Raw genomic sequence first — 20,092 nt, 5'->3', positions numbered from 1 at the left:
CACACCGGTGCCTGTCGTTTTTGTCGCCGCTTCCAAGCTGCCAACGCCTTTTGCGCAATTCACCATGCACGGTTTTCTCGATGAGGCCACCGGCCGCGAGCACGTTGTGCTGAGCCTGGGTGATTTCGCCGACGGTGCCCCGGTTCTCGGCCGGTTGCACTCCGAGTGCCTGACCGGTGACGCCCTGTTCAGCCAGCGCTGCGACTGCGGTTCGCAACTGGAAGGCGCCCTTAAAGCCATTGCCCGTGAAGGCCGTGGCGTGCTGCTGTACCTGCGTCAGGAAGGTCGCGGCATCGGTCTGTTGAACAAGATCCGCGCCTATGAATTGCAGGACGGCGGCGCCGACACCGTAGAAGCCAACGAGCGCCTGGGCTTCGCCGCCGATCAGCGCGACTACGCCATGTGCCTGCCGATGCTCGAGCATCTGGGTGTGAAGTCGCTGCGCCTGATGACCAACAACCCGCGCAAGGTCAAAGCCCTGACCGACATGGGCATCGTCGTCGCCGAGCGCGTGCCGCTGCACACCGGGCACAACCCGCACAACAAACTGTACCTGGCGACCAAGGCCAGCAAGCTCGACCACATGATGGGCAACGAGCATCAGGGCGAGGTCGACCGCGCGTGACCCGCGGTCAGGTGCGACGCCGCCTGGCGGTCGACTGGTGGAAATACCTGGCGCTGGCGCTGGTACCGCTGTTTGTCCTCAATGGCCTGTTCGGCCAAGGCGAAGGCATTCTGCCGGTGCTGGCCATGCCGTTGTTCATTGCCGGCGTGGCCTCGATGTTTGTCAGCCTGAAGTTTTTCGGCCGCTACAAGCACGCGCTGATCGCCACGCAAAAAGCCCTTGATACCCCCGACGAACCTGCGGCCTGGATTGCCTTGGCGGCCCGGCGTCGCAGTGCATTTCTCGCGGCCGCATTGCCGGCATGGATCGGCGCGCTGGCGGTGTTCGTCGGCCTTGAAGCCGTACCGCTGATGCTGCTGGCGTTGTCCACGGCGGTGCTGTTCTACCTCTATCGCATCCCGCGTCAACTCGGCTGATGCGCCGTCTGTGGCTGGCGGTTCTGCTGCTGGCCTGCGCCGGCCCGGTGCTGGCGAACCTGCGAGTGGTCAGTCTCGCGCCTTCTCTGTCTGAAATCGTTGTTGAGCTGGGCTCGGCCGATCTGCTGGTTGGTGTGCTCGATGCCGGCGAGCGTCCGGCTGCCGTTGCCGATGTTCCCTCGGTGGGGCGTTATGGCCAACTCGACATGGAGCGCCTGCTCAGTCTCAAGCCGGATTTGCTGCTGTTGTGGCCCGGCAGTGTCGGCCCGGCGCAACGCGATCAGCTCAAACGCCTGAACATCCCGACTTACGTCGCCGAACCGCACAATCTCGAACAATTGTCTGCACAGATCGAAGCGATTGCCGCGCAACTGGGGCGACCTGAGCGTGGGACGAAACTGGCGGCGGATTTACGCAGGAAGCTCGATGACCTGCGCCAGCGCTATCGTCGGGACACGCCGCTGAAGGTGTTCTATCAAGTCTGGGACAAGCCCCTGTACACCGTCGGTGGCGGGCAGATCATCAGCGATGCGCTCGAAATCTGCGGCGCACGCAATGTGTTTGCCGATCTGAGTTTGCCGGCGCCGCAGGTCAGCATAGAAGCGGTGTTGCAGCGCAATCCGCAGGTGATTCTGGCGGGAGATCAGGGCCAGCTCGATGCGTGGAAGGCCTGGCCGCAGGTGAGTGCGGTGGCACATGGTCAGTTGCTGCTGATCAGCGACAAAGGCCTGGAGCGCCCAAGCGGCCAGATGATCGAAGCGACCGCCAAGCTCTGCCATTTGATTGCGCCTGAGCGCTGAGACCGAGGTGAGTTCTTCGCGAGCAAGCCCGCTCCCACAGTTGGAATGCGTTCCCCCTGTGGGAGCGGGCTTGCTCGCGAAGAGGCCAGTCGAAGCAGCGAAAATTCCGGATCAGAGCTCCGGTGTCCAGGTCACCCCAAACACCCACACCCGACCTTCCTCGCGATAGCCATACTGGCTGCCGTCATAGCTGTACAGCGCACGGCTGTAGCCTTTGTCCAGCAGGTTCTCGACCTTCATATCCAGTTTGATCTCGCGATTCAGCGCCCAACTGCTGCGCAGTCCGATCAAGCCGTAGCCGCCCAGTGAGTGGGTGTTGTCCTTGTCGTCGTAACTGCCGCTGACCAATTGCCAACTGGCGCCCAGCCCCAACCGGTCGAACTGGCGATCCAGATCCCAACTGGCTGTGCGCCGCGCACGACGCGCCAGGGTGTGCCCGGTATCACGATCACGCGGATCGATAAACGCCACACCGAGGCTGCTCTGCCAGCCGAACAGCTCCTGTTTCAGCGCCGCTTCAAAGCCATTGATCCGCGCCGAGGCCACGTTCTCCGGGCGTGAGTTGCTGCCGAAGATGATCGCGTCTTGCAGATCCGTGCGGTAAATCGACGTCTCCAGTCGACTGCTATCGCTCAACTGACTGCGCCATTGCAGCTCGTAGCTTTTCGAGGTTTCCGGCTTCAGGTCAGGGTTGCTGAAGTCCGGGTAGTACAGGTCGTTGAAGGTCGGCGCGCGGAAACCTTCGCTGTAGCTCAGCAGCAGATCGTTGTCCGGGTTCAGCGGCAGTGTGAAGGTGCCGCTCCAGGTGTTCTGGCTGCCGAATTGCTGGTTGTCGTCGTGGCGCAGACCCAGCTCCGTGGAGAAGCTGTCGGCCTGATAGCGATGCTGGATGAACGCGGCACGGTTCCAGCGGCTGTCCTCGTTGAATGCGGTGCTGCTGTTGACCCGGTCTTGGTACCAGTCGCCGCCGAGGATCAGGCTGTTGCGCGCATCCAGAGTCAGGTCGTTCTGCCAGTTCACCGAATCGCGATAGGTATTGAACACCGTGCGCTCGTCGCTGAGCTTGTCGAAGGTTTTTTCGCGATTCTCGCTGTGGCCGAATTCGACGCGGGTTTTCCAGGTTTCGTTGACACGGGCATCGACGTAGCTGCTGACACTGCTGACGTTGAAGTCGCTGTAAGGCTGCTGTTGCACCGACTCGAAAGTGGTCGTATCAAAGCGGCCGAACGGGTTATCGAACTCGCTCTTGCCACGGTTATCCAGCAGGTTGGCGCCGACTTCGATGTCGTCGGTCAGCGCATGGCTGAGACTCAGGCTGACGGATTTATTGCGATAGGCATCGTGATCGCTGTCGCTCGGGTAAGACTCGTGAGTCCGGTCGAGGCCAGCGGTGTCATCGAGGCTGGCACCCAGGTTGAAGCGGGTCTTGTCATCGCCACCGGACAGGCCGAGGCTGCGTTCCCTGGTCTGGTTGCTGCCGAAGCCGACGTGCAAGCGCGGCTGCAGGCCTTGCTCGGTGCCGCGCCGGGTGAAGATCTGGATCACCCCGCCAATCGCATCGCTGCCGTAAATCACCGAACGCGAACCGCGCAACACTTCCACGCGTTCGATCTGGTCGATGTTCAGGTGCTGCAGGTTGCTGTCGCCGGAGGTCGAACTGCCGATGCGCTGACCGTCGACCAGCACCAGACTCTGCGCCGATTGCGTGCCGCGAATGTAGATCCCCGGCAGACTGCCGCGTCCGCCAGCCTGCGCCACTTGCACGCCCGGCACCCGTTGCAGCAGATCGGTGACGCTGCCCGGTTGCAGGCGGTCGATGTCTTCGCGGGTGAACACGGTGTTGGCGGCGCTGCTGTCGTTGCGCGCTTCGACCTGGCGGTTGGCGCTGATCAGCGTATCCGGCAGCTTCAGCGCTTCGTCGCGTTCGAAGGTGTCGGCGAGAGCGCTGGCGGCTGGCAGCAGGAGGAGGGGCAGGGCGAGGCGCGAGAGGTTCATCGGTGTTCCCGTGGGTATTTCTGATGTACACAAATCAAATGTGGGAGCGGGCTTGCTCGCGAAGACGGTGTATCAGTCAACTCATCATCGACTGATCCGACGCCTTCGCGAGCAAGCCCGCTCCCACATGGGTATTGCGTGTTACTTGTTGAGCAGTTCCAGACGCTCGCGAATCGACGCTTCGATCCCCGCTTCATCCAGCCCGCACTCGGCCAGCATCTGCGCCGGTTTGGCGTGCTCGACGTAGATGTCCGGCAAGCCCAGGTGCAGCATCGACTTGAGAATGTTCTCGCGCGCCAGGAACTCGCTGACCGCGCCACCGGCGCCGCCCATGATCGCGTTCTCTTCGATGGTCACCAGCAACTCGTGGCTGCCGGCGATCTCGCGCACCAACGCTTCATCCAGCGGCTTGACGAAACGCATGTCGACCACGGTCGCATCGAGCTTCTCGGCGACTTTCAGTGCTTCGGTCAGTTGCACGCCGAACACCAGCAGAGCGACTTTGCTGCCCTGGCGGCGGACGATGCCCTTGCCGATTTCGATCGGTTCGAGATCCTTGTCGATGGTCGCGTTCGGGCCGGTGCCGCGCGGGTAGCGCACCGCCGCCGGGCCGTTATACAGGTGGCCGGTGGTGAGCATTTTGCGCAGTTCGTTTTCGTCGCTCGGGGTCATGATGACCATGCCCGGGATGCAGCGCAGGTAGGACAGATCGAAGCTGCCGGCGTGAGTCGGGCCGTCTTCACCCACCAGACCGGCGCGGTCGATGGCGAACAGTACGTCGAGGTTCTGCACCGCGACGTCATGTACCAACTGGTCGTAACCGCGTTGCAGGAACGTCGAGTAGATCGCCACCACCGGTTTCGCGCCTTCGCAGGCCATGCCGGCAGCGAACGTCACCGCGTGTTGCTCGGCAATCGCCACATCGAAGTAGCGCAGCGGGAAACGTTCGCTGAACTCCACCAGGTCCGAGCCTTCTTTCATTGCCGGTGTGATGCCGACTAGACGCGGATCAGATGCAGCCATGTCGCACAGCCATTCGCCAAACACCGCCGAATACTTCGGCCCGCCCGCTTTTTTCGGTGCAGCGGCCGGAGCGTCGACAGGTTCCAGTTTGGTGATCGCGTGGTAACCGATCGGGTCGACTTCCGCCGGGGCGAAGCCTTTGCCTTTCTTGGTGACGATGTGCAGGAACTGCGGGCCCTTCAGATCGCGCATGTTGCGCAGGGTGGCGATCAGGGTCGGCAGGTCGTGGCCATCGATCGGGCCGATGTAGTTCCAGCCCAGCTCTTCGAACAGGGTGCCGGGAACCAGCATACCCTTGGCGTATTCTTCGGTGCGACGGGCGATTTCCCAGGCGCCGGGCAGGCGCGACAGGACTTTCTTGCTGCCTTCACGCATGCTCGCGTAAGTGCGGCTGGAAAGGATCTTCGCCAGATAGTTGGACAAACCGCCAACGTTGCGCGAGATCGACATGTCGTTGTCATTGAGGATCACCAACATGTTGGCGTTGACTTCCGGCGCATGGTTCAGCGCCTCGAAGGCCATGCCGGCGGTCAGCGCGCCGTCACCGATCACCGCAATCGCCTTGCGATCGCTGTCTTGCAGGCGGGCGGCAATCGCCATGCCCAGCGCTGCGCTGATCGAGGTGCTGGAGTGGCCGACGCCAAAGGTGTCGTACTCGCTCTCGGCGCGGCGCGGGAAGGCAGCGATGCCGTCCTTCTGGCGCAGGGTTTCCATGCGCTGGCGGCGACCGGTGAGGATCTTGTGCGGATACGCCTGATGACCCACGTCCCACACCAGCCGGTCATCCGGGGTGTCGAAGACGTAATGCAGCGCGATGGTCAGCTCGATGACGCCCAGGCCGGCACCGAAATGCCCACCGGTCTGGCCGACCGTGTAGAGCAATTCCAGGCGCAACTCATCGGCCAGGGTTTCCAGCTCGGCTTCGCCTAACCGGCGCAGGCCGTCCGGCGTGTTCGCGCGGTCGAGCAGGGGCGTGGTCGGGCGCTTGCGGGGAATCTCATGAAACGTCGTGGGCATCAGGCGAATCGTTATAGGTATAGAAGAGGCGGCAGTTTACCTGATGCTTCGCCCCCTGCCCACGCGTTGCTCTTTTTTGGCAGGTTGGCGTTCAGTTACGCCGCTCGACGATATACCGGGCCAGGTCGCGCAAAGGCTCGGCTGCCGCGTCAAACGGTCGCAGCGCCTGCAGGGCCTGATCGCGCAGTTCAAGAGCATAGCGCTTGGCCGCGTCCAGCCCCAGCAGGGCCGGGTAGGTCGGCTTGTCGCGGGCGATGTCGGCGCCTTGGCGTTTGCCAAGGGTTTCGGTATCGCTTTCGACGTCGAGAATGTCGTCCTGCACCTGGAAGGCCAGACCAATGGCCTGTGCATAAATCTGCAGAGCCTTGAGTTCATCCTGCTCGGCACGGCCGCTGGCCAGGGCGCCGAGCTTGACGCTGACTTCAATCAGCGCGCCGGTCTTGTGTCGGTGCATCTGCTCCAGCGCTTGCTGATCCAGCTTCAGACCGACCGAACCGAGGTCGATGGCCTGACCGCCGACCATACCTGCCGGGCCTGCCGCGTGCGCCAGCGCCGTGACCTGTTGCAGGCGAATCTCGGCGTCGAGATTGCTCAGACGCGTGTCGAGCAGAGCGCTGAAGGCCAGGCTCTGCAAGCCGTCGCCGGCGAGGATCGCGCAGGCTTCGTCGAATTTTTTATGAGTCGTTGGCTGGCCGCGACGCAGATCGTCGTCGTCCATCGCCGGCAAATCGTCGTGAACCAGCGAATAAGCGTGGATCAGCTCCACCGCGCAGGCCGCGCCGTTGGCTTGCTCAGTCTTGCCGCCCAGCGCTTCGCATGCGGCGTAGGCCAGCAGCGGACGCACGCGCTTGCCGCCGATCATCACGCTGTAGTGCATCGCCTCATACAGGCGCGACAGCTCCGGCAGCGGAGCCTTGAAGAGGATTTCCAGTGCCGCATTGACCCGCGCCTGGCTGGTCGCCGAATACGCCGCAATCATTCTGGCTGTTCCGCGTCGAAGGGTTCCTCGGCGAGTTCGCCATCACGCTCCAGCAGCACTTGCACCTTCTGCTCGGCCTGGGCCAGCGCTGCCTGGCAGTCACGGGTCAGACCGATGCCCTGCTCGAAAGCGGTCAGCGAGTCTTCCAGCGACAATTCACCGTTCTCCAGACGCTCGACCAGTGTTTGCAGGTCGGCGAGGGACTGTTCGAAATCCAGTGCAGCTTTTTTGCGGGCCATGGCGGCGATTTCCGGTTGACGTTAAACCGGCGCGACACTAGCAGATAGGGGGTTTATGGGCAAATGAGCGGGGCTTTCGCGAGCCCTCGCCACAGGGGCAGCGGTTCAATTCGAGGAATTGTCCGGGTAATTGATTTTGTATCGCGTGCTCCGTCCGCCTCCGGGCATACGCTGCAGACAACCCTTTTCCAGCAGTTCCGCCAGATGTCGCGTCGCCGTGGCTTTGGAAACCTTGGCCACCGCCTGATACTGCGCCGCGCTGATACCGTGTTCGAACCCGCGCTCTCCACCGTCAAGCAAACGATTGAGCACTTTACTCTGTTCCACCGACAGTTCGGATTCACGGTGTGCCTGCCAGAAGCGGGTTTTACCCAGCACACTTTCGATACGCGCGATGGCTTGCTGCAGACTGCGTAAAAGCGTCTGCAGAAACCACGTGAGCCATTGGGTGATATCCAGTGTGGCTTTTTGACTGGCCTCAAGCACTCGGTAATAGCCGCTACGGTCATCGAGGATGCTGGCCGACATGGCGTAAAACCGGATGGCCTGTGCTTCGCCTTGCGCCAGCGCCAGATCGGTGATGGTCCGAGTCAGTCGACCGTTGCCGTCATCAAACGGATGCAGCGTGACAAACCAGAAATGCGCGATGCCGGCCCGTAGCAGCGGATCCAGCGCTGTTTGATGCTGGCTGGCTTCGAACCAGGCAAGAAATCTGGCGAGCTGCCGCTCCAGTCCTTGGCGCGGTGGCGCCTCGAAATGCACGGTCGGGCGGTCGAGACGACCGGAAACTACCTGCATCGGCTCGTCACCGCGAAGCGCACCGACATGCATCGATCTCGCGGTGAAGTCGCTTTCCTGGTCCGGAAACAGCCACCGGTGCCATTCCAGCAATCGCTCAAGCGTCAGGGGTTCAGCGAAGCGTCGGGTGGCGTCGAGCATCAGTTGCGCCAGGCCTTCGCTGCGTTGGCTGACTTTATCGCCGTCGGGCAATTCCAGCCCCAGGCGTCGAGCCAATGACGAACGCACTGAGCCGACATTCAACTGCTCGCCTTCAATCGCCGAGGAGGTCACGATGTTTTGCAGCAGTGCGTCGAGTTCGGTCTGAGCGCTGAGGGAGTTGCCAACAGAACCGGCCATGCCCATCAACTGGCCCTGAGCCTGGACGCACTCGCGCAACAGCGGTGCGAGACGTTCTGCTTGCCAGTTGAAATCGGGCCAGTCAGGTTGTTGCCAGATCCATTGAGTCGTCATCGTAAATTGCCTGTGATAAGGGCGTGAGCCGAATAGAAATGCTATTCGGCTCATTTAGTGAGCCGAATATGACGGCTATTCGGCTCACCGTCCACTTTACGGCGTGATTCCCACCGCAAATCCAGATGTATCCGATTGTTAAAAAACTGCCGAATCGCTAATCTTCGCGCCTTCTACGACCCATATTCACGGGGTCTTTCAGACGAAACGCAGTTTTCACCGCTGTGAAGTACCGAGGATCGGGTGCAAGGTTTCGTTCAGGCATGGCAGGAGGCAATACATGCGTTCATTTCTTTGGCTGCTGATCGGCCTGGCTTGCGCGCCTGCGCTGCTGGCGGCGCCGAGCGCTGAACTGTCGGAACCGTCCGGCGGCTGGCGTTATCACGGTCTGCTCGACCGCAGTGAAAACCCGCAAGTCGCCTACCCCACGCCGCCGATCGATCGCGGCATTCAGCGCAATCGCACGATGATTCAGGGCCAGCTCAAGGCCATCGGCAATCAGCGCGGGCCGCATACGCTGGCGGTCAACGGCAATCCATTGAATCTGTACACCGACGATGACGGGCAGTTCGCCCGGCCGTATGCGTTTGGCGCCGGTTCCAACAGTGTCGAAGTGCGCAGCGCCGAGGGTCAGTCGCTCAAGCGCGTGCAGTTCTATGAAGCGAACAACCTGCGCACCCCGGCGAAGATTCGTGTGGTGCTCGGCTGGGACGACCCCAAGGCCGAACTCGACCTGCACATCATTACCCCGGACGGCCAGCACGCGTTCTTCGCCCATACGGCGCTGACCAACGGCGGTGGTCTGGACCCGGACGGTGTCGATGGCCCCGGCCCGGAAATGTTCACCATGACCGCGCCGCTGCATGGCACCTATCTGGTTTACGTCAACTATTGGGGCAACTTCGGCGACGGCGGCTATAACTTCGAGGAGGCCAGCAATCAGAACGAGGTGATCACCTCGCAAATCACGCTGGTGCTCAACGAAAACACGGTCGACGAAAGACGTGAAACGTTCATCGTGCCCCTGCGGGCGATCGGTGATCTGCTGCTGGTCAAGACTTTCAACTATTAAGCATCCCGCACCACGGATGAACTTCGGGTTTTGTGAACATGAGTGATAACGCTGCTTCTCCGGCCGTCCCGACAGCTGCCGGCCAACCTTCCCGGCGCTGGCCGGCGCTGCTGATCGGCCTGGTTCTAGTGGCCGGGGTGGCCGGTGGTCTTGGCTGGATGCTGCACAAACCCAAGGTGCCGGCGGCCATACTTGCCAGTGACAAACTCGGCCTGAGTCGTCCGGATGCGCTGCTGGAAACCCGCTCCCTGAGCCAGTTGCCCAAGGACCTGCTGACGGTGCCGTTCCTCAAGGCCACGCTCACCGAGGATTTCGTCTTCTATTACGAAACCCACGCCGACCGCCTGGGGTTGATCGGCAGCCTGCGCCGGATCATTTACGAACACGACCTGAAGCTGCAGGACAGCCTGATCGAACAGCTTTTCGATCAACCGGCAGATGTGGCGTTGTGGCGCGGTGCGGATGGCCGGCTCAAGGATTTTCTGCTGGTGATGGACCGCGGCGGGCTGGCGAAACTGCTCGAACCGCTGGCGAAAGTGGCGCTGGACGATTCGCAGCTCAGTGTCTTCGGCAGCCTCAAGGTCGGCAGCGACGAAGTGCCGCTGTACCAACTCAGCTACAACGCCAGCAAGTCGCTGCTGTTCGCGTCGCGCGGCGACAAACTGGTGGTGCTGTCCAACCCGAACAAATATTACGACCCGGCCAACGGCGAGTCCGAGGAGTCGGGACATGTCTCGCCGCAAGCGCTGGCGGCCTTGCTCAATGGCGACAAACTGTTCCCCGAGGCCTTCGGGTTGCCAGCCAAGGCGCCGGAGATCAAACAGCGTCTGTCGGTCAATTCCAGCGTCCTTGCGATGGGCTATCAGCGCTTCATCCCGAACTTCGCCGGGCTGCGCTTTGATATGGACGACAAGGGCTGGCACAGCTACCTGGCCATGGACGAACTGGAAAACCAGCCGGACTTCGATTTCAAACCGGTGTGGCAAGCCATGCCGCTGGGCGCCAGTGCCTGCGTGACCTTGCCGGTGGCGGCCGAGCCGCAGAAACCGCTGCTGGTGAAACTCGGCGCCGACGAAGCCGTGGCGCAGAAACTCACCGAGCATGTGGCCGGTGCGGCGGGCCTGTGCTGGTACGCCGATTCGCGGTTGTACACGCCGTTGCTGGTCGCCAGTCTGAAGGATGAGGACAGCAGCAAGCTCGATGGCGACCTGGGCACATTGTTCGGTTCGATGGTGGGCGCCTATGAGTCGAATGTCGCCGAACACGCGTTCCCGGTAGTCGAGAAACAGGAAGGGCAGAGCCATGTCTGGCAGCGTCAGGTCAGCTCGAACTTCGGCCCGTACGCCGCCAAGACTGCCGAGAACCCGGCCGCGATCAGCGGGCGCGCGTTCATGAAAGTCAGCCTCGCCCGCCATGGTTCGACGCTGCTGTTTTCCCTCGACGACAAACTGCTCGACAAGGCTCTCGGTACCCTCGACAAACGCTTCCCGCCGATGGCCGACGTGCTGCCGAAAGATGTGCTGATGCCGATCTACTTCGGCCCGGATTCGATGGCGCAACTGATGCAGCAGGAAACCCTCGACAGCCTGCCGCAGGACATGGAGCCGGTGTTCTACAACGCCGCGCAAACCTACCTGATTCCGAAACTGCGCACCCTCGGCGGCTACGGCAAATACGCGTTGACCTTGCCTGAAGGCAGCGAGCCTGACGGCCACTGGCAATGGCTGCCGCTGGAATGGAAAGCGCTGTGACTGGATTGATCCGTAGCCTCGGCTTGCTCGCGCTGTTTTTGAGCGCGGGCGTGCGAGCCGTCGAATCCCCAGCGCTTGATCCGGCGCAATCCCAGGTGTTCCGCGCCTGGTTCGTGCGCATCGCTCAGGAGCAACTGAGCCAGGGCCCGAGCCCGCGCTGGTATCAGCAGGACTGCGCCGGGCTGGTGCGTTTCGCCGCCAACGAAGCGCTGAAAGTCCACGACGACAAATGGCTGCGCAGCAATGGCCTGTCCAATCGCTACCTGCCGCCGGAGCTGACGCTCAGCGACGAGCAGCGCAAGCTTGCCCAGCAATGGCAGCAGGGCGGCGGCAAGGTCGGGCCGTACGTCAACGCGATCAAACTGATTCAGTTCAACAGCCATCTGGTCAGCCGCGACGTGTCCCAGGCACGCCCCGGCGACCTGATGTTTTTCGATCAGGGCGACGACCAGCACCTGATGATCTGGATGGGCCGTTACATCGCCTATCACACCGGCACGACCACCCCCACTGACAACGGCATGCGTTCGGCAAGCCTGCAGCAACTCATGACATGGAAGGACACCCGATGGATACCCGACGCAGCCAACCCCAACTTCATCGGCGTCTATCGACTGAACTTTCTCTCCCAATGACCGGTGCCCGCATGCTGCGACTCTGCGCTCGAATTCCTCTGCTGCTGGCGCTGTTGCTGCCATTGGCGACCGTCAACGCTGAAGACTCGGTGGAACCGAGCGGCTACACGCCGGTCGCCGGTGAAAGCTTCTTCCTGCTGGCCGACAGCAGTTTCGCCGCCGACGAGCAGGCGATGGTCCGTCTCGAAGCGCCGGGCCGGGACTATCGTCGTTTCCGCATGGAGCCTTACGGCGGCGCCGACATTCGCGTGTATCGCATCGACAAGCCGCTGGACTTCCTCAAACGCCAGAAGAACCTGCACCGCGTGGTCAGCGACGGTCAGTTCAAGGGCGAAGGACTGTCCAACACCCTCGCGTACCTGTGGGACAACTGGTACCGCAAATCGCGGCGGGTGATGCAGCGTGCGTTCTCTTACGAGTCGCGCAAGCAGGTCACCGAGGAAGTGCCGGAGCTGAAGATGGGCAACACCATCGCCGCGCCAACCCCGTACGACGCGCAGCCGCAATTCGCGCTGATTCCGGGTCTGCCGGTGGTCAGCCAGTTCCGCTATCCGCTGTGGCAGGCCAAACCGATCCAGCCGCCGGCCAGGGTCAATCTGGCCGGTTCTTCCAGCGAGTTCGTCAGCGTTGCACCGGGTAACGTGTACATCCCGCTGGGCAACCTGAAGCCGGGCCTGTACCTGGTCGAAGCGCTGATCGGCAAGTACCGCGCGACCACCATGGTGTTCGTTTCCAACACCGTGGCGGTGAGCAAGATTGCCGGTGACGAATTGCTGGTCTGGGCCGCACGCAAACACGAAGGCAGTTCGGTGCCGAAGGTCAATGTGCTGTGGACCGACGGCCTCGGCGTGATGAGCAGCGGCGCCACCGATGCTGATGGTTTGCTGCGTCTGAAACACGTCAGCCCCGAACGTTCGTTCGTCATTGGCGAGGACGAGGAGGGCGGTGTATTCGTTTCCGAAAACTTCTATTACGACAGCGAAATCTACGACACCAAACTCTATGCGTTCACTGATCGACCGCTGTATCGCCCGGGGGATTGGGTGTCACTGAAGATCGTCGGTCGCGAGTTCAAGAATGCGCGGGATTCGGTGCTGCCGGGCGCTGCTGACGTCAACGTCAGTGTGCTTGATGCCACCGGCACCGAGCTGCAACGCCTCGACCTGAAACTCGATTCCAAGGCTGGCACTCAGGGGCGTTTCCAGTTGCCGGACAACGCCGTGGCCGGTGGTTACGAGATCCGTTTCAACTACAAGGATCAGGCCTACAGCAGCGCCTTCCGTGTGGCCGAGTACATCAAGCCGCACTTCGAGATTTCGCTGAATCTGGCCAAGCAGGATTACCGCACCGGCGAGCCGGTGAAGGGCAGTCTGGTGCTGCTCTACCCGGACGGCAAACCGGTGGCCAACGCCAAACTGAGCCTGAGCCTGCGTGCCCAGCAACTGTCGATGGTCGACAACGAGCTGCAATACCTCGGGCAATTCCCGGTGGAGTTGACCAGCACCGAACTGACCACTGACAGCAAGGGCAACGCGACCCTCGACCTGCCGGCCGCCGACAAACCGAGCCGTTACATGCTCACCGTGTTTGCCAGCGATGGCGCGGCGTATCGGGTCAAGACCACCAAGGAAATCCTCATCGACCGTGGTGCCGCGAGCTTCCGCCTGAGCGCGCCGCAACGCTTCAGCTCGGTCAACGATAAGGTCGCGTTCAGCTACGCCAACGAAGGTGGCAGCGAGCAGAGCAAAGCCGTGACCCCGAGCAGCTACAGCTGGGTGCGCCTGGAAGACCAGAGCACTGGCGAAGGCAAACTCGCGGCGACTGACAAAGGCTTTAGTCTGGCCTTCGAACGTCCGGGTACTTACAACCTGACGCTGAAAGATCAACACGGTCGCGTCCTCGGCGCCACCGGCCATTCGGTCACCGGCGACGGCGTCAAAGCGGTACCGGGCACTGTGGAAATCGTCCTCGACAAGCCAGAGTACAAAGCTGGCGATGAAGCACTGGCGCTGATCACATTCCCGGAGCCGGTCAGCGATGCACTGCTGTCGCTGGAGCGCGACAAGGTCGAAGCCACCGCGCTTCTGGCCAAGGGCGGCGACTGGCTGAAACTGGAAAAACTCAGCGACACCCAATACCGCGCGCGCATCCCGGTGAAGGACAGTTTTGCGCCAAACCTGACCTTCTCCGTGCTGTACACCAAAGGCGGGCAGTACAGCTTCCAGAACGCCGGGATCAAGGTGATCGCGCCGCAAATCGACGTGGCGATCAGCACCGACAAAGCGGTGTATCTGCCGGGTGATACCGTGACCGTTGACCTGACCACGCAGTTCGCCGGCAAAGCGGTACCGGCGCACCTGACCGTCAGCGTCGTCGATGAAATGGTCTACGCGCTGCAACCGGAAGTCGCACCGACCATCGACCAGTTTTTCTATCACCCACGGCGTAACAACGTGCGCACCAGCGCCAGCCTGTCGTTCATCAGCTATGACGTGGCGTTGCCGGGCAGCCCCGGCGCGCCGGGCAAGGCCAATCGCAGCGAACGTGGCGTGAAAGTGCTGGAGCGTCCGCGTCGTGAAGACGTCGACACCGCCGCATGGCAGCCAGAGTTGTTGACCGGTGCTGACGGCAAAACCCGCTTCACCTTCAAGATGCCGGACTCGCTGACCCGCTGGCGCATCACCGCGCGGGCCATTGCCGATGACGGTCAGGTCGGGCAGAAGAAGCAGTTCGTCCGTTCGGAAAAACCGCTGTATCTGAAGTGGAGTGGGCCGAGCAAATTTCGCAAAGGCGATCAGCCGCAACTCGGTGTGTTTGCGTTCAGTCAGGCCGAGAAGCCGGTCAAGGCTGAACTGATCACGCATTACGCTGGCGCCGAACAACGCCTGCCGGTGACCCTGAACAACGGCATCAACCACGTGCCGCTGCCAGCGTTCGCCCTGGCCTCGGGTGAGTGGACCGCCGAGCTGGTGCAGGACGGCAAAACCGCTGACGCCCTCGCCGTGCGCCTGAGCGCGACCGGTGACGGTTGGCAAGTCACGCAAACCCAGAGCCTCGACGTGGCCAGCGGCGATACACCGTTGAGCCTGCCGGCCGACGCCACCGACATTCGTCTGCGTCTGGATGACACTCCGCAAGCGCTGTTCCGTTCCGCGCTCGACGATCTGCTGAGCTACCCGTACGGCGGCGTCGAGCAGACGGCCAGCCGTTTGCTGCCGCTGAGCATCGCTTATCCGTCGCTGGCGTCGAGCCCGCAGATCCGTGATCGCCTGCGCCTGATCATGCAGAACAGCCGTCTGCGTCTGGTGCAAATGGCCGGGCCGTCGGCGAGCTTCACCTGGTGGGGCTTCGACGGTGAACCGGACGCCTTCCTCACCGCTTACGCCTACTACGCCGACTGGAACGCCAGTCAGGTGCTGGAACTGACCCTGCCGCCGGAGCATTGGCAACGAGTGCTGGAGGTTTACGCCAAGCAGGCGCCGCATACGCCGCTGCTGCAGCGAGCGCTGATCCTGTCGTTCGCCAAGCAGATGCATCTGCCGGTGAACACCTTGCTCAGCGGTTTGATGGACGATCTGGCCAAGGCTGGTGAGGGCAACGCCGAAACCCTGATGGACGACGGCGAAGACAGTCTGGTGATGAGCGATCCGGATTCGGCGCTCGGTCTGGCCGCAGCGCGAGTGTTGACCGCAGCGCTGGCGACCCAGTCGAAAGTCGCGTTGCCGGACGCATTCAATCGTCAGGTCGGCGCTGCGCAACAGCGTCTGGCGGTCAGTTCGCAGCCGTTTGCCGAAGCGCTGAACCTGTCGCTGCAAGCGTTCGATCAGACCCGCGCGACGGCGTTGCTGCAACGTCTGTTGCCGCAGCAATCGACCCTCGAACGCGCCCTGGCGCTGAGCTGGTTGCAACGCAGCATCGCTCAGGCGTCGCCGACCATCGCGCTGCTGCCGGGTGAAGGCTGGAAGAAAAACTACGGCGCGACCGGCGAGATGTTCTGGACCTGGCAGGGGGCGACACCAGTGCCGAGCGTGTTGTCGGTGTCCGGTACTCAGGAGCGTCCGCTGCGGGCGGCGCTGAGCTTCCAGACCCAGCAACCGGCGGTCGATCCAATGGCCGTGACCATCACCCGGCGTCTGTCGCGACTGGTGCCGGGCGATGAAGCGTTCACCTTCAAACTGGAGCCGGTCGGTAGCAAACCGCTGTCCAGCGACAGCCTGTATCTAGATGAGGTGATCCTCACCAGCAAGGCACCGAAACCGTTGCGCTACGGCATGCTCGAAGTGCCGCTGCCACCGGGCGCCGATGTCGAGCGCACCACCTGGGGCATCAAGTTGCAGGGCAAGGACGGCACCGAGCCGACCGCGCTGGAAAAGGCACGCTTCGAGCCGGGGCAATTGGCTTACGCGGTGCCGGTGGATGCGCTGAGCGGCGAACTGCGTCTGCGCCATCTGGTGCGCTTCTCGCAGAAGGGCCAGTTCAACTTGCCGCCGGTGCGTTTCACTCAGGTCTACGCGCCGCAGCATCAGGCCCAAGAAGCGAAAGCCGCCCTCGGTCAGGTCACGGTCAACTGACATGACCCGGCCGCTGCTGTGGCTGCTGATGTGTGTGATGCCTGCGCTGGCGACGGCGCAGGATGAGCCGTTGCGGCTGGCGTACAAGGGCGAGTTGTTGTCGTTGAATCAGACGCAACTGATCGCTCGCGAGCCATTGCCGCCGACGCTGGATACGCCGCTGGGCAGTCTGTGGAAATTGTTCGTCTATGCGTGGCTGGTGGATACCGGCGCGCACGAGCCGGCGTATGAATGTCGCGGGCAGTCCAAGGAAGAGGTTTATTGCTGTTCGGCGGGCGGCAAGATCGAGCGTGATCAGGCGTTGGTCAAATCCTGCGGCTTGTACTTTGAACCGGCGCGGTTGGGCATTGCTGCTGCCGATTGGCGCACGTATTGGCAGGCGCGGCAGGCGCCGGCGTGGCTGCTGGATTTGCCGTCCGTGCAACCGACTACCCGGGTTTCCGTGGCTGATTTGCTGAAGGTGTTGTCGTTGCTGCCAGCGCAGGAGCAGATGCGCCGCGTGTTGCTCGACGTCGTGCTGAATGCGGCAGACGGCAATGTGGTTGGTGAGCTCGGTGGGCGCCTGCGGGTGAAAACCTGGAGCTGGCTCGGTGATCAGGATCGGCAATCGCGGCAGGGTGGTTTCGCCGGTTGGACGGCGGACGGCTCGCCTGTTTGGGCCGGCGGGCGGGGCACCAGTCAAATGGTCTTGCGCCATTACGGGCAGGCGTTGGCGACGGTGTTGCCTTCATCCTGGCCGGCGGAAGCGGGGCGTTGTGTTGAGGTCGGACTGTTCTCGCGTTATCCACTTTCGCGAGTCCTGTCGGGTGAGCGCGTTGCTGGCTCCGGGCCTTTGCGGGGCGACTACCGCGTCGAATTCGCCAACGGCAACGTGCTGGATATCCACAGCGGCGGCGAACTGTTTCTGCTCAACGACAAACTCGTCGCACGGCTCGATCGTGAAGAATACGTTGCCCGCGTCCTTGAACGTGAAGCCAGACCCGAACCCGCCGAAGCCGCCAAAGCGCTGGCCGTGGCGATCCGCACCTATCTGCTGCAAAACGCCACGCGCAACGGCGAGTGCCTGAGCATCGACGACAGCAGCAACCGTCAGCGCGTCGCCCCGCGTCCTGCTTCCGCCGAGTCGCGCAACATCGCGGCGTGGACCGCGGATCTGGTGCTGGCCGGCAGCACCGTCACCTATCACTCCGATCAACCCGGCCCGGACAAACTCGCCTGGCAACAAGCCGTCGAACAGGCCAACGCCGGCCAGCGTTATGACGCGATTCTGCTGCACGCTTATCCGCGCGCCAGCCTCAGCCGTTGGGACAACCCGGTCGCCTCCTGCGAAGCGTTGCCCGCCGCGCAAGACTGGCTGCAAAAGCAGCGTCGCGGCTGGCGTCCGACGCTGGAAAGCGAAACCGGCTACAACGAAGTCAGCACCTTTGCCGTGTGCAAACTGGCGTTCGGCCGCCCGTTTGTCGATCGCGAGCGCCAGCGCATCTACGTGCGCGGCGTGCTGACCCTGCAGGATCGCCTCGACCTGACTCACGAATATCTGCACCTGGCCTTTGAAGCACATCCCAATGGCCAGGATGAAACCTACATCGAAGGGCTCGCCCGTCACCTCTTGCTGGAATAGACCATGACACTCCGTTATCCACAGGTCTTGCTGCTGCTCTGCGCATTCAATGCATGGCCGATGGCAATGGCCGCCGACAGCGTCAAACTCGACACCCCGGTCGGCGGCTGGCGCACCGGCGCGCCCGAGGGCGAAGGCGAGAGCTTCCGCCAGACCGTCAATTACCCGGCCTCCTCGGTCAACACCCCGCTCGGCCAGGCCAACACCGCGCGCATCAGCGGTGAAATCAAAGCCACCCCCAAGAGCAAGGAACCCGGCCGGCTGATCGTCAACGGCGTCAGCATGCCGCTGAAAATCGACGACAGCGGCCGCTTCGACCGCCCGTTCTCCTTCCCTAATGGCAGCAACAGCGTCGAAGTGCGCAGCCCCAACGGCCAGCAACGGCACCGCACGCAGTTCCTCAACGCCAGCGGCGGCGCCACCCCGGCCAAACTGCGCGTGCTGCTCTCCTGGGACAGCGACGGCACCGACCTCGACCTGCACCTGATCACCCCCGACGGCGCGCACATCTGGTACGGCGACCGCGTCGCACCCAACGGCGCCGCGCTCGACGTCGACGTCACCACCGGCTATGGCCCGGAAATCTTCGCCATGCCGGCGCCGATCAAGGGCCAATATCTGGTGTATGTGAACTACTTCGGCGGAGGTTATCGGGGGGATGATGAAGGCGGGGAGGAGGCGGTGCAGCCGCTGACCACGGCGCAGGTGACGGTGATTACCGAGGAAGGCACGCCAAGCGAGAAAATGGAGACGTTTGTGGTGCCGATGCGAGCGGTGGGTGAACTGACGCTTGTGAAGTCGTTCAGCTATCCCTGAGCAGCTGCCTGCTCAGGGCTGCACTAAAAACCGGGCGGAATGTAACCAGGCACGAACGGCACGTTGATGCACTTGCCGTGAATGATCTTTCCGTCTTCGATCCTGAACAGCACGATCTTTTTCGCCTTGTTGACGGTGGCTTCGAGTTTGCAATCGGAACTGTGACCGACCGTCTCGTAGTACTCGGTGTAAACCATGCCGTTGCCGGTGTGATTCATTGAGGTACCGGCCGCTTCCGTGGTGGTCCAGCTCGACGATTTGTACCAGGTGAGCACAGCCAGATTCTCGCCGTTGGCCCCGGTCTGTTTTTTCATCGAGTCGGGTTTGCCAAACAGATCGAGCGCTTCCTGCACATCGCGTCCCTCCCAGCGCGACTGGGCAATCAAGTGGCAACCATTGATCAGCAAAACAGCGGGCGTTATCAGCAGCGCCAATAACGTTTTAGTCCATGGGTTCATCGTGATTCCCGCCGCTTACTTGTTGCCCAGGATCGAGTCGAGGTTGTCCATCATCTGGCCTTTCTCCTGAATCGGCGCCAGCTTGAAGAACATCTGCTGCAGACCCTGAATCATCTGCAGATACTCCATCTTGCCCAACGCGATCATGTCCTTTTTGGCAGGTGAGCAAACGAACTCGCTGGTGCGCTGCACCCAGAACTCCTTCGGCTGCTGCCATTGGTCATTAACTTTCAGGTTGCGCATCATGTAGGCGATGCGATCTACGGACTGGCCGTTGAGAATTCGGACCTTGTTCGTCGAACACTGAACTTCGAGGTTATAGGCATCGATCATCGGTTTGCCGGGTTCCTCATACACCAGCGTCACGGCCACCAACTTGGCCCCCTTGGTTTGCTTCGACGGCACGACTGAAGTGCTGTCGGCGACATACATGATGTTCTTGTGGGGTATGCCATTGCCGTAAATGATCCACCAGTCACCGACGAGCTTCGGCTCCTCTGCCAAGGCCGAACTGGTAGCGGTCAGGAGTGCGGTCAGTAGAACAACGGATTGATTGAGTTTGAAAAACGACGACATGGTGTTGCTCCATTCCTTGGCGCTTTTGTAATGCACAAAAACAGAATGGAAATTTAGTGGTGAGGTTGGGCGCGGGGCAATTAGGGCGGATGTGCTAATGGCCTATTGCGATGCCTGAATGGCGGGCGCTGCCCGGTTAATCTTGCGAAAGGCTCAGGTATAAAGAACGCAGGGTTTGCAATAGGAGCAGGTCAATTCCATAAGGTCCCATGAGGACTCAATACCGTAATCCGGTCGAAGGATGAGG

General features: G+C 62.0%; 17 protein-coding genes and 1 tRNA gene. 9 read left to right on the top strand and 9 right to left on the bottom strand.

Annotation, left to right across the window (positions count from 1 at the left end):
- Positions 1 to 7 precede the first annotated feature (7 nt).
- From ribA to ACS4NR_RS18250, 3 genes are read left to right on the top strand one after another with little or no spacing between them, the layout of a single operon-like run.
- Entirely contained in the window at positions 8 to 625 is a 618-nt protein-coding gene (gene ribA / locus ACS4NR_RS18260) for a GTP cyclohydrolase II (protein WP_095188498.1), read from the top strand.
- Positions 622 to 1,041 carry a hypothetical protein gene (locus ACS4NR_RS18255; RefSeq protein ID WP_047602513.1) on the top strand — a complete coding sequence of 140 codons (420 nt, stop codon included), beginning with the start codon at positions 622 to 624 and terminating at the stop codon, positions 1,039 to 1,041. The genes ribA and ACS4NR_RS18255 overlap by 4 nt, the downstream gene beginning before the upstream one ends.
- Complete coding sequence (locus ACS4NR_RS18250; protein WP_456018022.1) at positions 1,041 to 1,841, top strand: cobalamin-binding protein; 801 nt, start codon at positions 1,041 to 1,043, stop codon at positions 1,839 to 1,841. The genes ACS4NR_RS18255 and ACS4NR_RS18250 overlap by 1 nt, the downstream gene beginning before the upstream one ends.
- Before the next feature lie 111 nt (positions 1,842 to 1,952).
- Here the strand turns inward: ACS4NR_RS18250 and ACS4NR_RS18245 are convergent, their stop codons facing one another.
- The 5 genes from ACS4NR_RS18245 to ACS4NR_RS18225 all read right to left on the bottom strand — a co-directional run bounded on the left by ACS4NR_RS18245 (position 1,953) and on the right by ACS4NR_RS18225 (position 8,345).
- Positions 1,953 to 3,836, bottom strand: coding sequence for a TonB-dependent receptor domain-containing protein (locus ACS4NR_RS18245; RefSeq protein WP_456018021.1), 1,884 nt, complete (start codon positions 3,834 to 3,836; stop codon positions 1,953 to 1,955).
- Positions 3,837 to 3,977: 141 nt separating this feature from the next.
- On the bottom strand, positions 3,978 to 5,876 hold the full coding sequence (gene dxs, locus ACS4NR_RS18240) for a 1-deoxy-D-xylulose-5-phosphate synthase (protein WP_456018020.1): 1,899 nt from the start codon (positions 5,874 to 5,876) through the stop codon (positions 3,978 to 3,980).
- A gap of 91 nt (positions 5,877 to 5,967) precedes the next feature.
- A complete protein-coding gene (gene ispA / locus ACS4NR_RS18235) occupies positions 5,968 to 6,855 on the bottom strand; it encodes a (2E,6E)-farnesyl diphosphate synthase (protein ID WP_456018019.1) in 888 nt (295 codons plus the stop codon).
- Positions 6,852 to 7,094 carry an exodeoxyribonuclease VII small subunit gene (locus ACS4NR_RS18230; protein WP_003228627.1) on the bottom strand — a complete coding sequence of 81 codons (243 nt, stop codon included), beginning with the start codon at positions 7,092 to 7,094 and terminating at the stop codon, positions 6,852 to 6,854. Before ACS4NR_RS18230 ends, ispA begins: the two co-directional genes overlap by 4 nt.
- Before the next feature lie 105 nt (positions 7,095 to 7,199).
- Positions 7,200 to 8,345: a Fic family protein gene (locus ACS4NR_RS18225; RefSeq protein WP_456018018.1), complete on the bottom strand. Its 1,146-nt coding sequence runs from the start codon at positions 8,343 to 8,345 to the stop codon at positions 7,200 to 7,202.
- Between the two features lie 280 nt (positions 8,346 to 8,625).
- Between ACS4NR_RS18225 and ACS4NR_RS18220 the strand changes: the two genes are divergently transcribed.
- Positions 8,626 to 9,417: a YfaP family protein gene (locus ACS4NR_RS18220; RefSeq protein ID WP_456018017.1), complete on the top strand. Its 792-nt coding sequence runs from the start codon at positions 8,626 to 8,628 to the stop codon at positions 9,415 to 9,417.
- A 125-nt stretch (positions 9,418 to 9,542) separates the two neighbouring features.
- Here ACS4NR_RS18220 and ACS4NR_RS18215 read toward each other — a convergent pair whose 3' ends face one another.
- Positions 9,543 to 9,803, bottom strand: a complete 261-nt coding sequence (locus ACS4NR_RS18215; protein WP_456018016.1) for a hypothetical protein — start codon at positions 9,801 to 9,803, stop codon at positions 9,543 to 9,545.
- 151 nt (positions 9,804 to 9,954) lie between these two features.
- Positions 9,955 to 10,043, bottom strand: a tRNA-OTHER gene (locus tag ACS4NR_RS18210).
- On the opposite strand from ACS4NR_RS18210, the gene ACS4NR_RS18205 reads away from it, so the two are divergent.
- The 5 genes from ACS4NR_RS18205 to ACS4NR_RS18185 are packed head-to-tail and all read left to right on the top strand — an operon-like array spanning position 10,014 to position 18,811.
- The gene (locus ACS4NR_RS18205; RefSeq protein ID WP_456018015.1) at positions 10,014 to 11,168 is read left to right on the top strand and encodes a DUF2138 family protein; all 1,155 of its coding nucleotides are present in this window, start codon (positions 10,014 to 10,016) and stop codon (positions 11,166 to 11,168) included. The two genes, ACS4NR_RS18210 and ACS4NR_RS18205, sit on opposite strands and share 30 nt — an antisense overlap.
- Positions 11,153 to 11,803, top strand: coding sequence for a DUF1175 domain-containing protein (locus ACS4NR_RS18200; protein ID WP_095139142.1), 651 nt, complete (start codon positions 11,153 to 11,155; stop codon positions 11,801 to 11,803). The genes ACS4NR_RS18205 and ACS4NR_RS18200 overlap by 16 nt, the downstream gene beginning before the upstream one ends.
- On the top strand, positions 11,800 to 16,374 hold the full coding sequence (locus tag ACS4NR_RS18195; RefSeq protein ID WP_456018014.1) for an alpha-2-macroglobulin family protein: 4,575 nt from the start codon (positions 11,800 to 11,802) through the stop codon (positions 16,372 to 16,374). Before ACS4NR_RS18200 ends, ACS4NR_RS18195 begins: the two co-directional genes overlap by 4 nt.
- Position 16,375: 1 nt before the next feature.
- Positions 16,376 to 17,995 carry a DUF2300 domain-containing protein gene (locus ACS4NR_RS18190; RefSeq protein ID WP_456018013.1) on the top strand — a complete coding sequence of 540 codons (1,620 nt, stop codon included), beginning with the start codon at positions 16,376 to 16,378 and terminating at the stop codon, positions 17,993 to 17,995.
- Positions 17,996 to 17,998: 3 nt separating this feature from the next.
- Positions 17,999 to 18,811, top strand: coding sequence for a YfaP family protein (locus tag ACS4NR_RS18185; RefSeq protein WP_456018012.1), 813 nt, complete (start codon positions 17,999 to 18,001; stop codon positions 18,809 to 18,811).
- Positions 18,812 to 18,834: 23 nt separating this feature from the next.
- On the opposite strand, the gene ACS4NR_RS18180 is transcribed toward ACS4NR_RS18185, so the two are convergent.
- Together ACS4NR_RS18180 and ACS4NR_RS18175 are read right to left on the bottom strand one after the other, a co-directional pair.
- A complete protein-coding gene (locus tag ACS4NR_RS18180; RefSeq protein WP_027612917.1) occupies positions 18,835 to 19,269 on the bottom strand; it encodes a hypothetical protein in 435 nt (144 codons plus the stop codon).
- Between the two features lie 15 nt (positions 19,270 to 19,284).
- Positions 19,285 to 19,845 (bottom strand): hypothetical protein, encoded by a 561-nt coding sequence (locus ACS4NR_RS18175; protein WP_095139152.1) that lies wholly within the window; start codon positions 19,843 to 19,845, stop codon positions 19,285 to 19,287.
- Positions 19,846 to 20,092: the final 247 nt, after the last annotated feature.

Source organism: Pseudomonas sp. JQ36 (assembly GCF_053851495.1).
This window is presented reverse-complemented; position numbering and strand designations above follow the sequence as displayed.

Bases quoted from the DNA above. Each gene is read 5' to 3' on its own strand.
- ACS4NR_RS18225 (WP_456018018.1), bottom strand. From the start codon at position 8,345: ATGACGACTCAATGGATCTGGCAACAACCTGACTGGCCCGATTTCAAC.
- ACS4NR_RS18200 (WP_095139142.1), top strand. From the start codon at position 11,153: ATGGAAAGCGCTGTGACTGGATTGATCCGTAGCCTCGGCTTGCTCGCG.
- ispA (WP_456018019.1), bottom strand. From the start codon at position 6,855: ATGATTGCGGCGTATTCGGCGACCAGCCAGGCGCGGGTCAATGCGGCA.
- ACS4NR_RS18250 (WP_456018022.1), top strand. From the start codon at position 1,041: ATGCGCCGTCTGTGGCTGGCGGTTCTGCTGCTGGCCTGCGCCGGCCCG.
- ACS4NR_RS18180 (WP_027612917.1), bottom strand. From the start codon at position 19,269: ATGAACCCATGGACTAAAACGTTATTGGCGCTGCTGATAACGCCCGCT.
- ACS4NR_RS18245 (WP_456018021.1), bottom strand. From the start codon at position 3,836: ATGAACCTCTCGCGCCTCGCCCTGCCCCTCCTCCTGCTGCCAGCCGCC.
- ACS4NR_RS18195 (WP_456018014.1), top strand. From the start codon at position 11,800: ATGACCGGTGCCCGCATGCTGCGACTCTGCGCTCGAATTCCTCTGCTG.
- ACS4NR_RS18185 (WP_456018012.1), top strand. From the start codon at position 17,999: ATGACACTCCGTTATCCACAGGTCTTGCTGCTGCTCTGCGCATTCAAT.
- ACS4NR_RS18175 (WP_095139152.1), bottom strand. From the start codon at position 19,845: ATGTCGTCGTTTTTCAAACTCAATCAATCCGTTGTTCTACTGACCGCA.
- ACS4NR_RS18190 (WP_456018013.1), top strand. From the start codon at position 16,376: ATGACCCGGCCGCTGCTGTGGCTGCTGATGTGTGTGATGCCTGCGCTG.
- dxs (WP_456018020.1), bottom strand. From the start codon at position 5,876: ATGCCCACGACGTTTCATGAGATTCCCCGCAAGCGCCCGACCACGCCC.
- ACS4NR_RS18230 (WP_003228627.1), bottom strand. From the start codon at position 7,094: ATGGCCCGCAAAAAAGCTGCACTGGATTTCGAACAGTCCCTCGCCGAC.
- ACS4NR_RS18220 (WP_456018017.1), top strand. From the start codon at position 8,626: ATGCGTTCATTTCTTTGGCTGCTGATCGGCCTGGCTTGCGCGCCTGCG.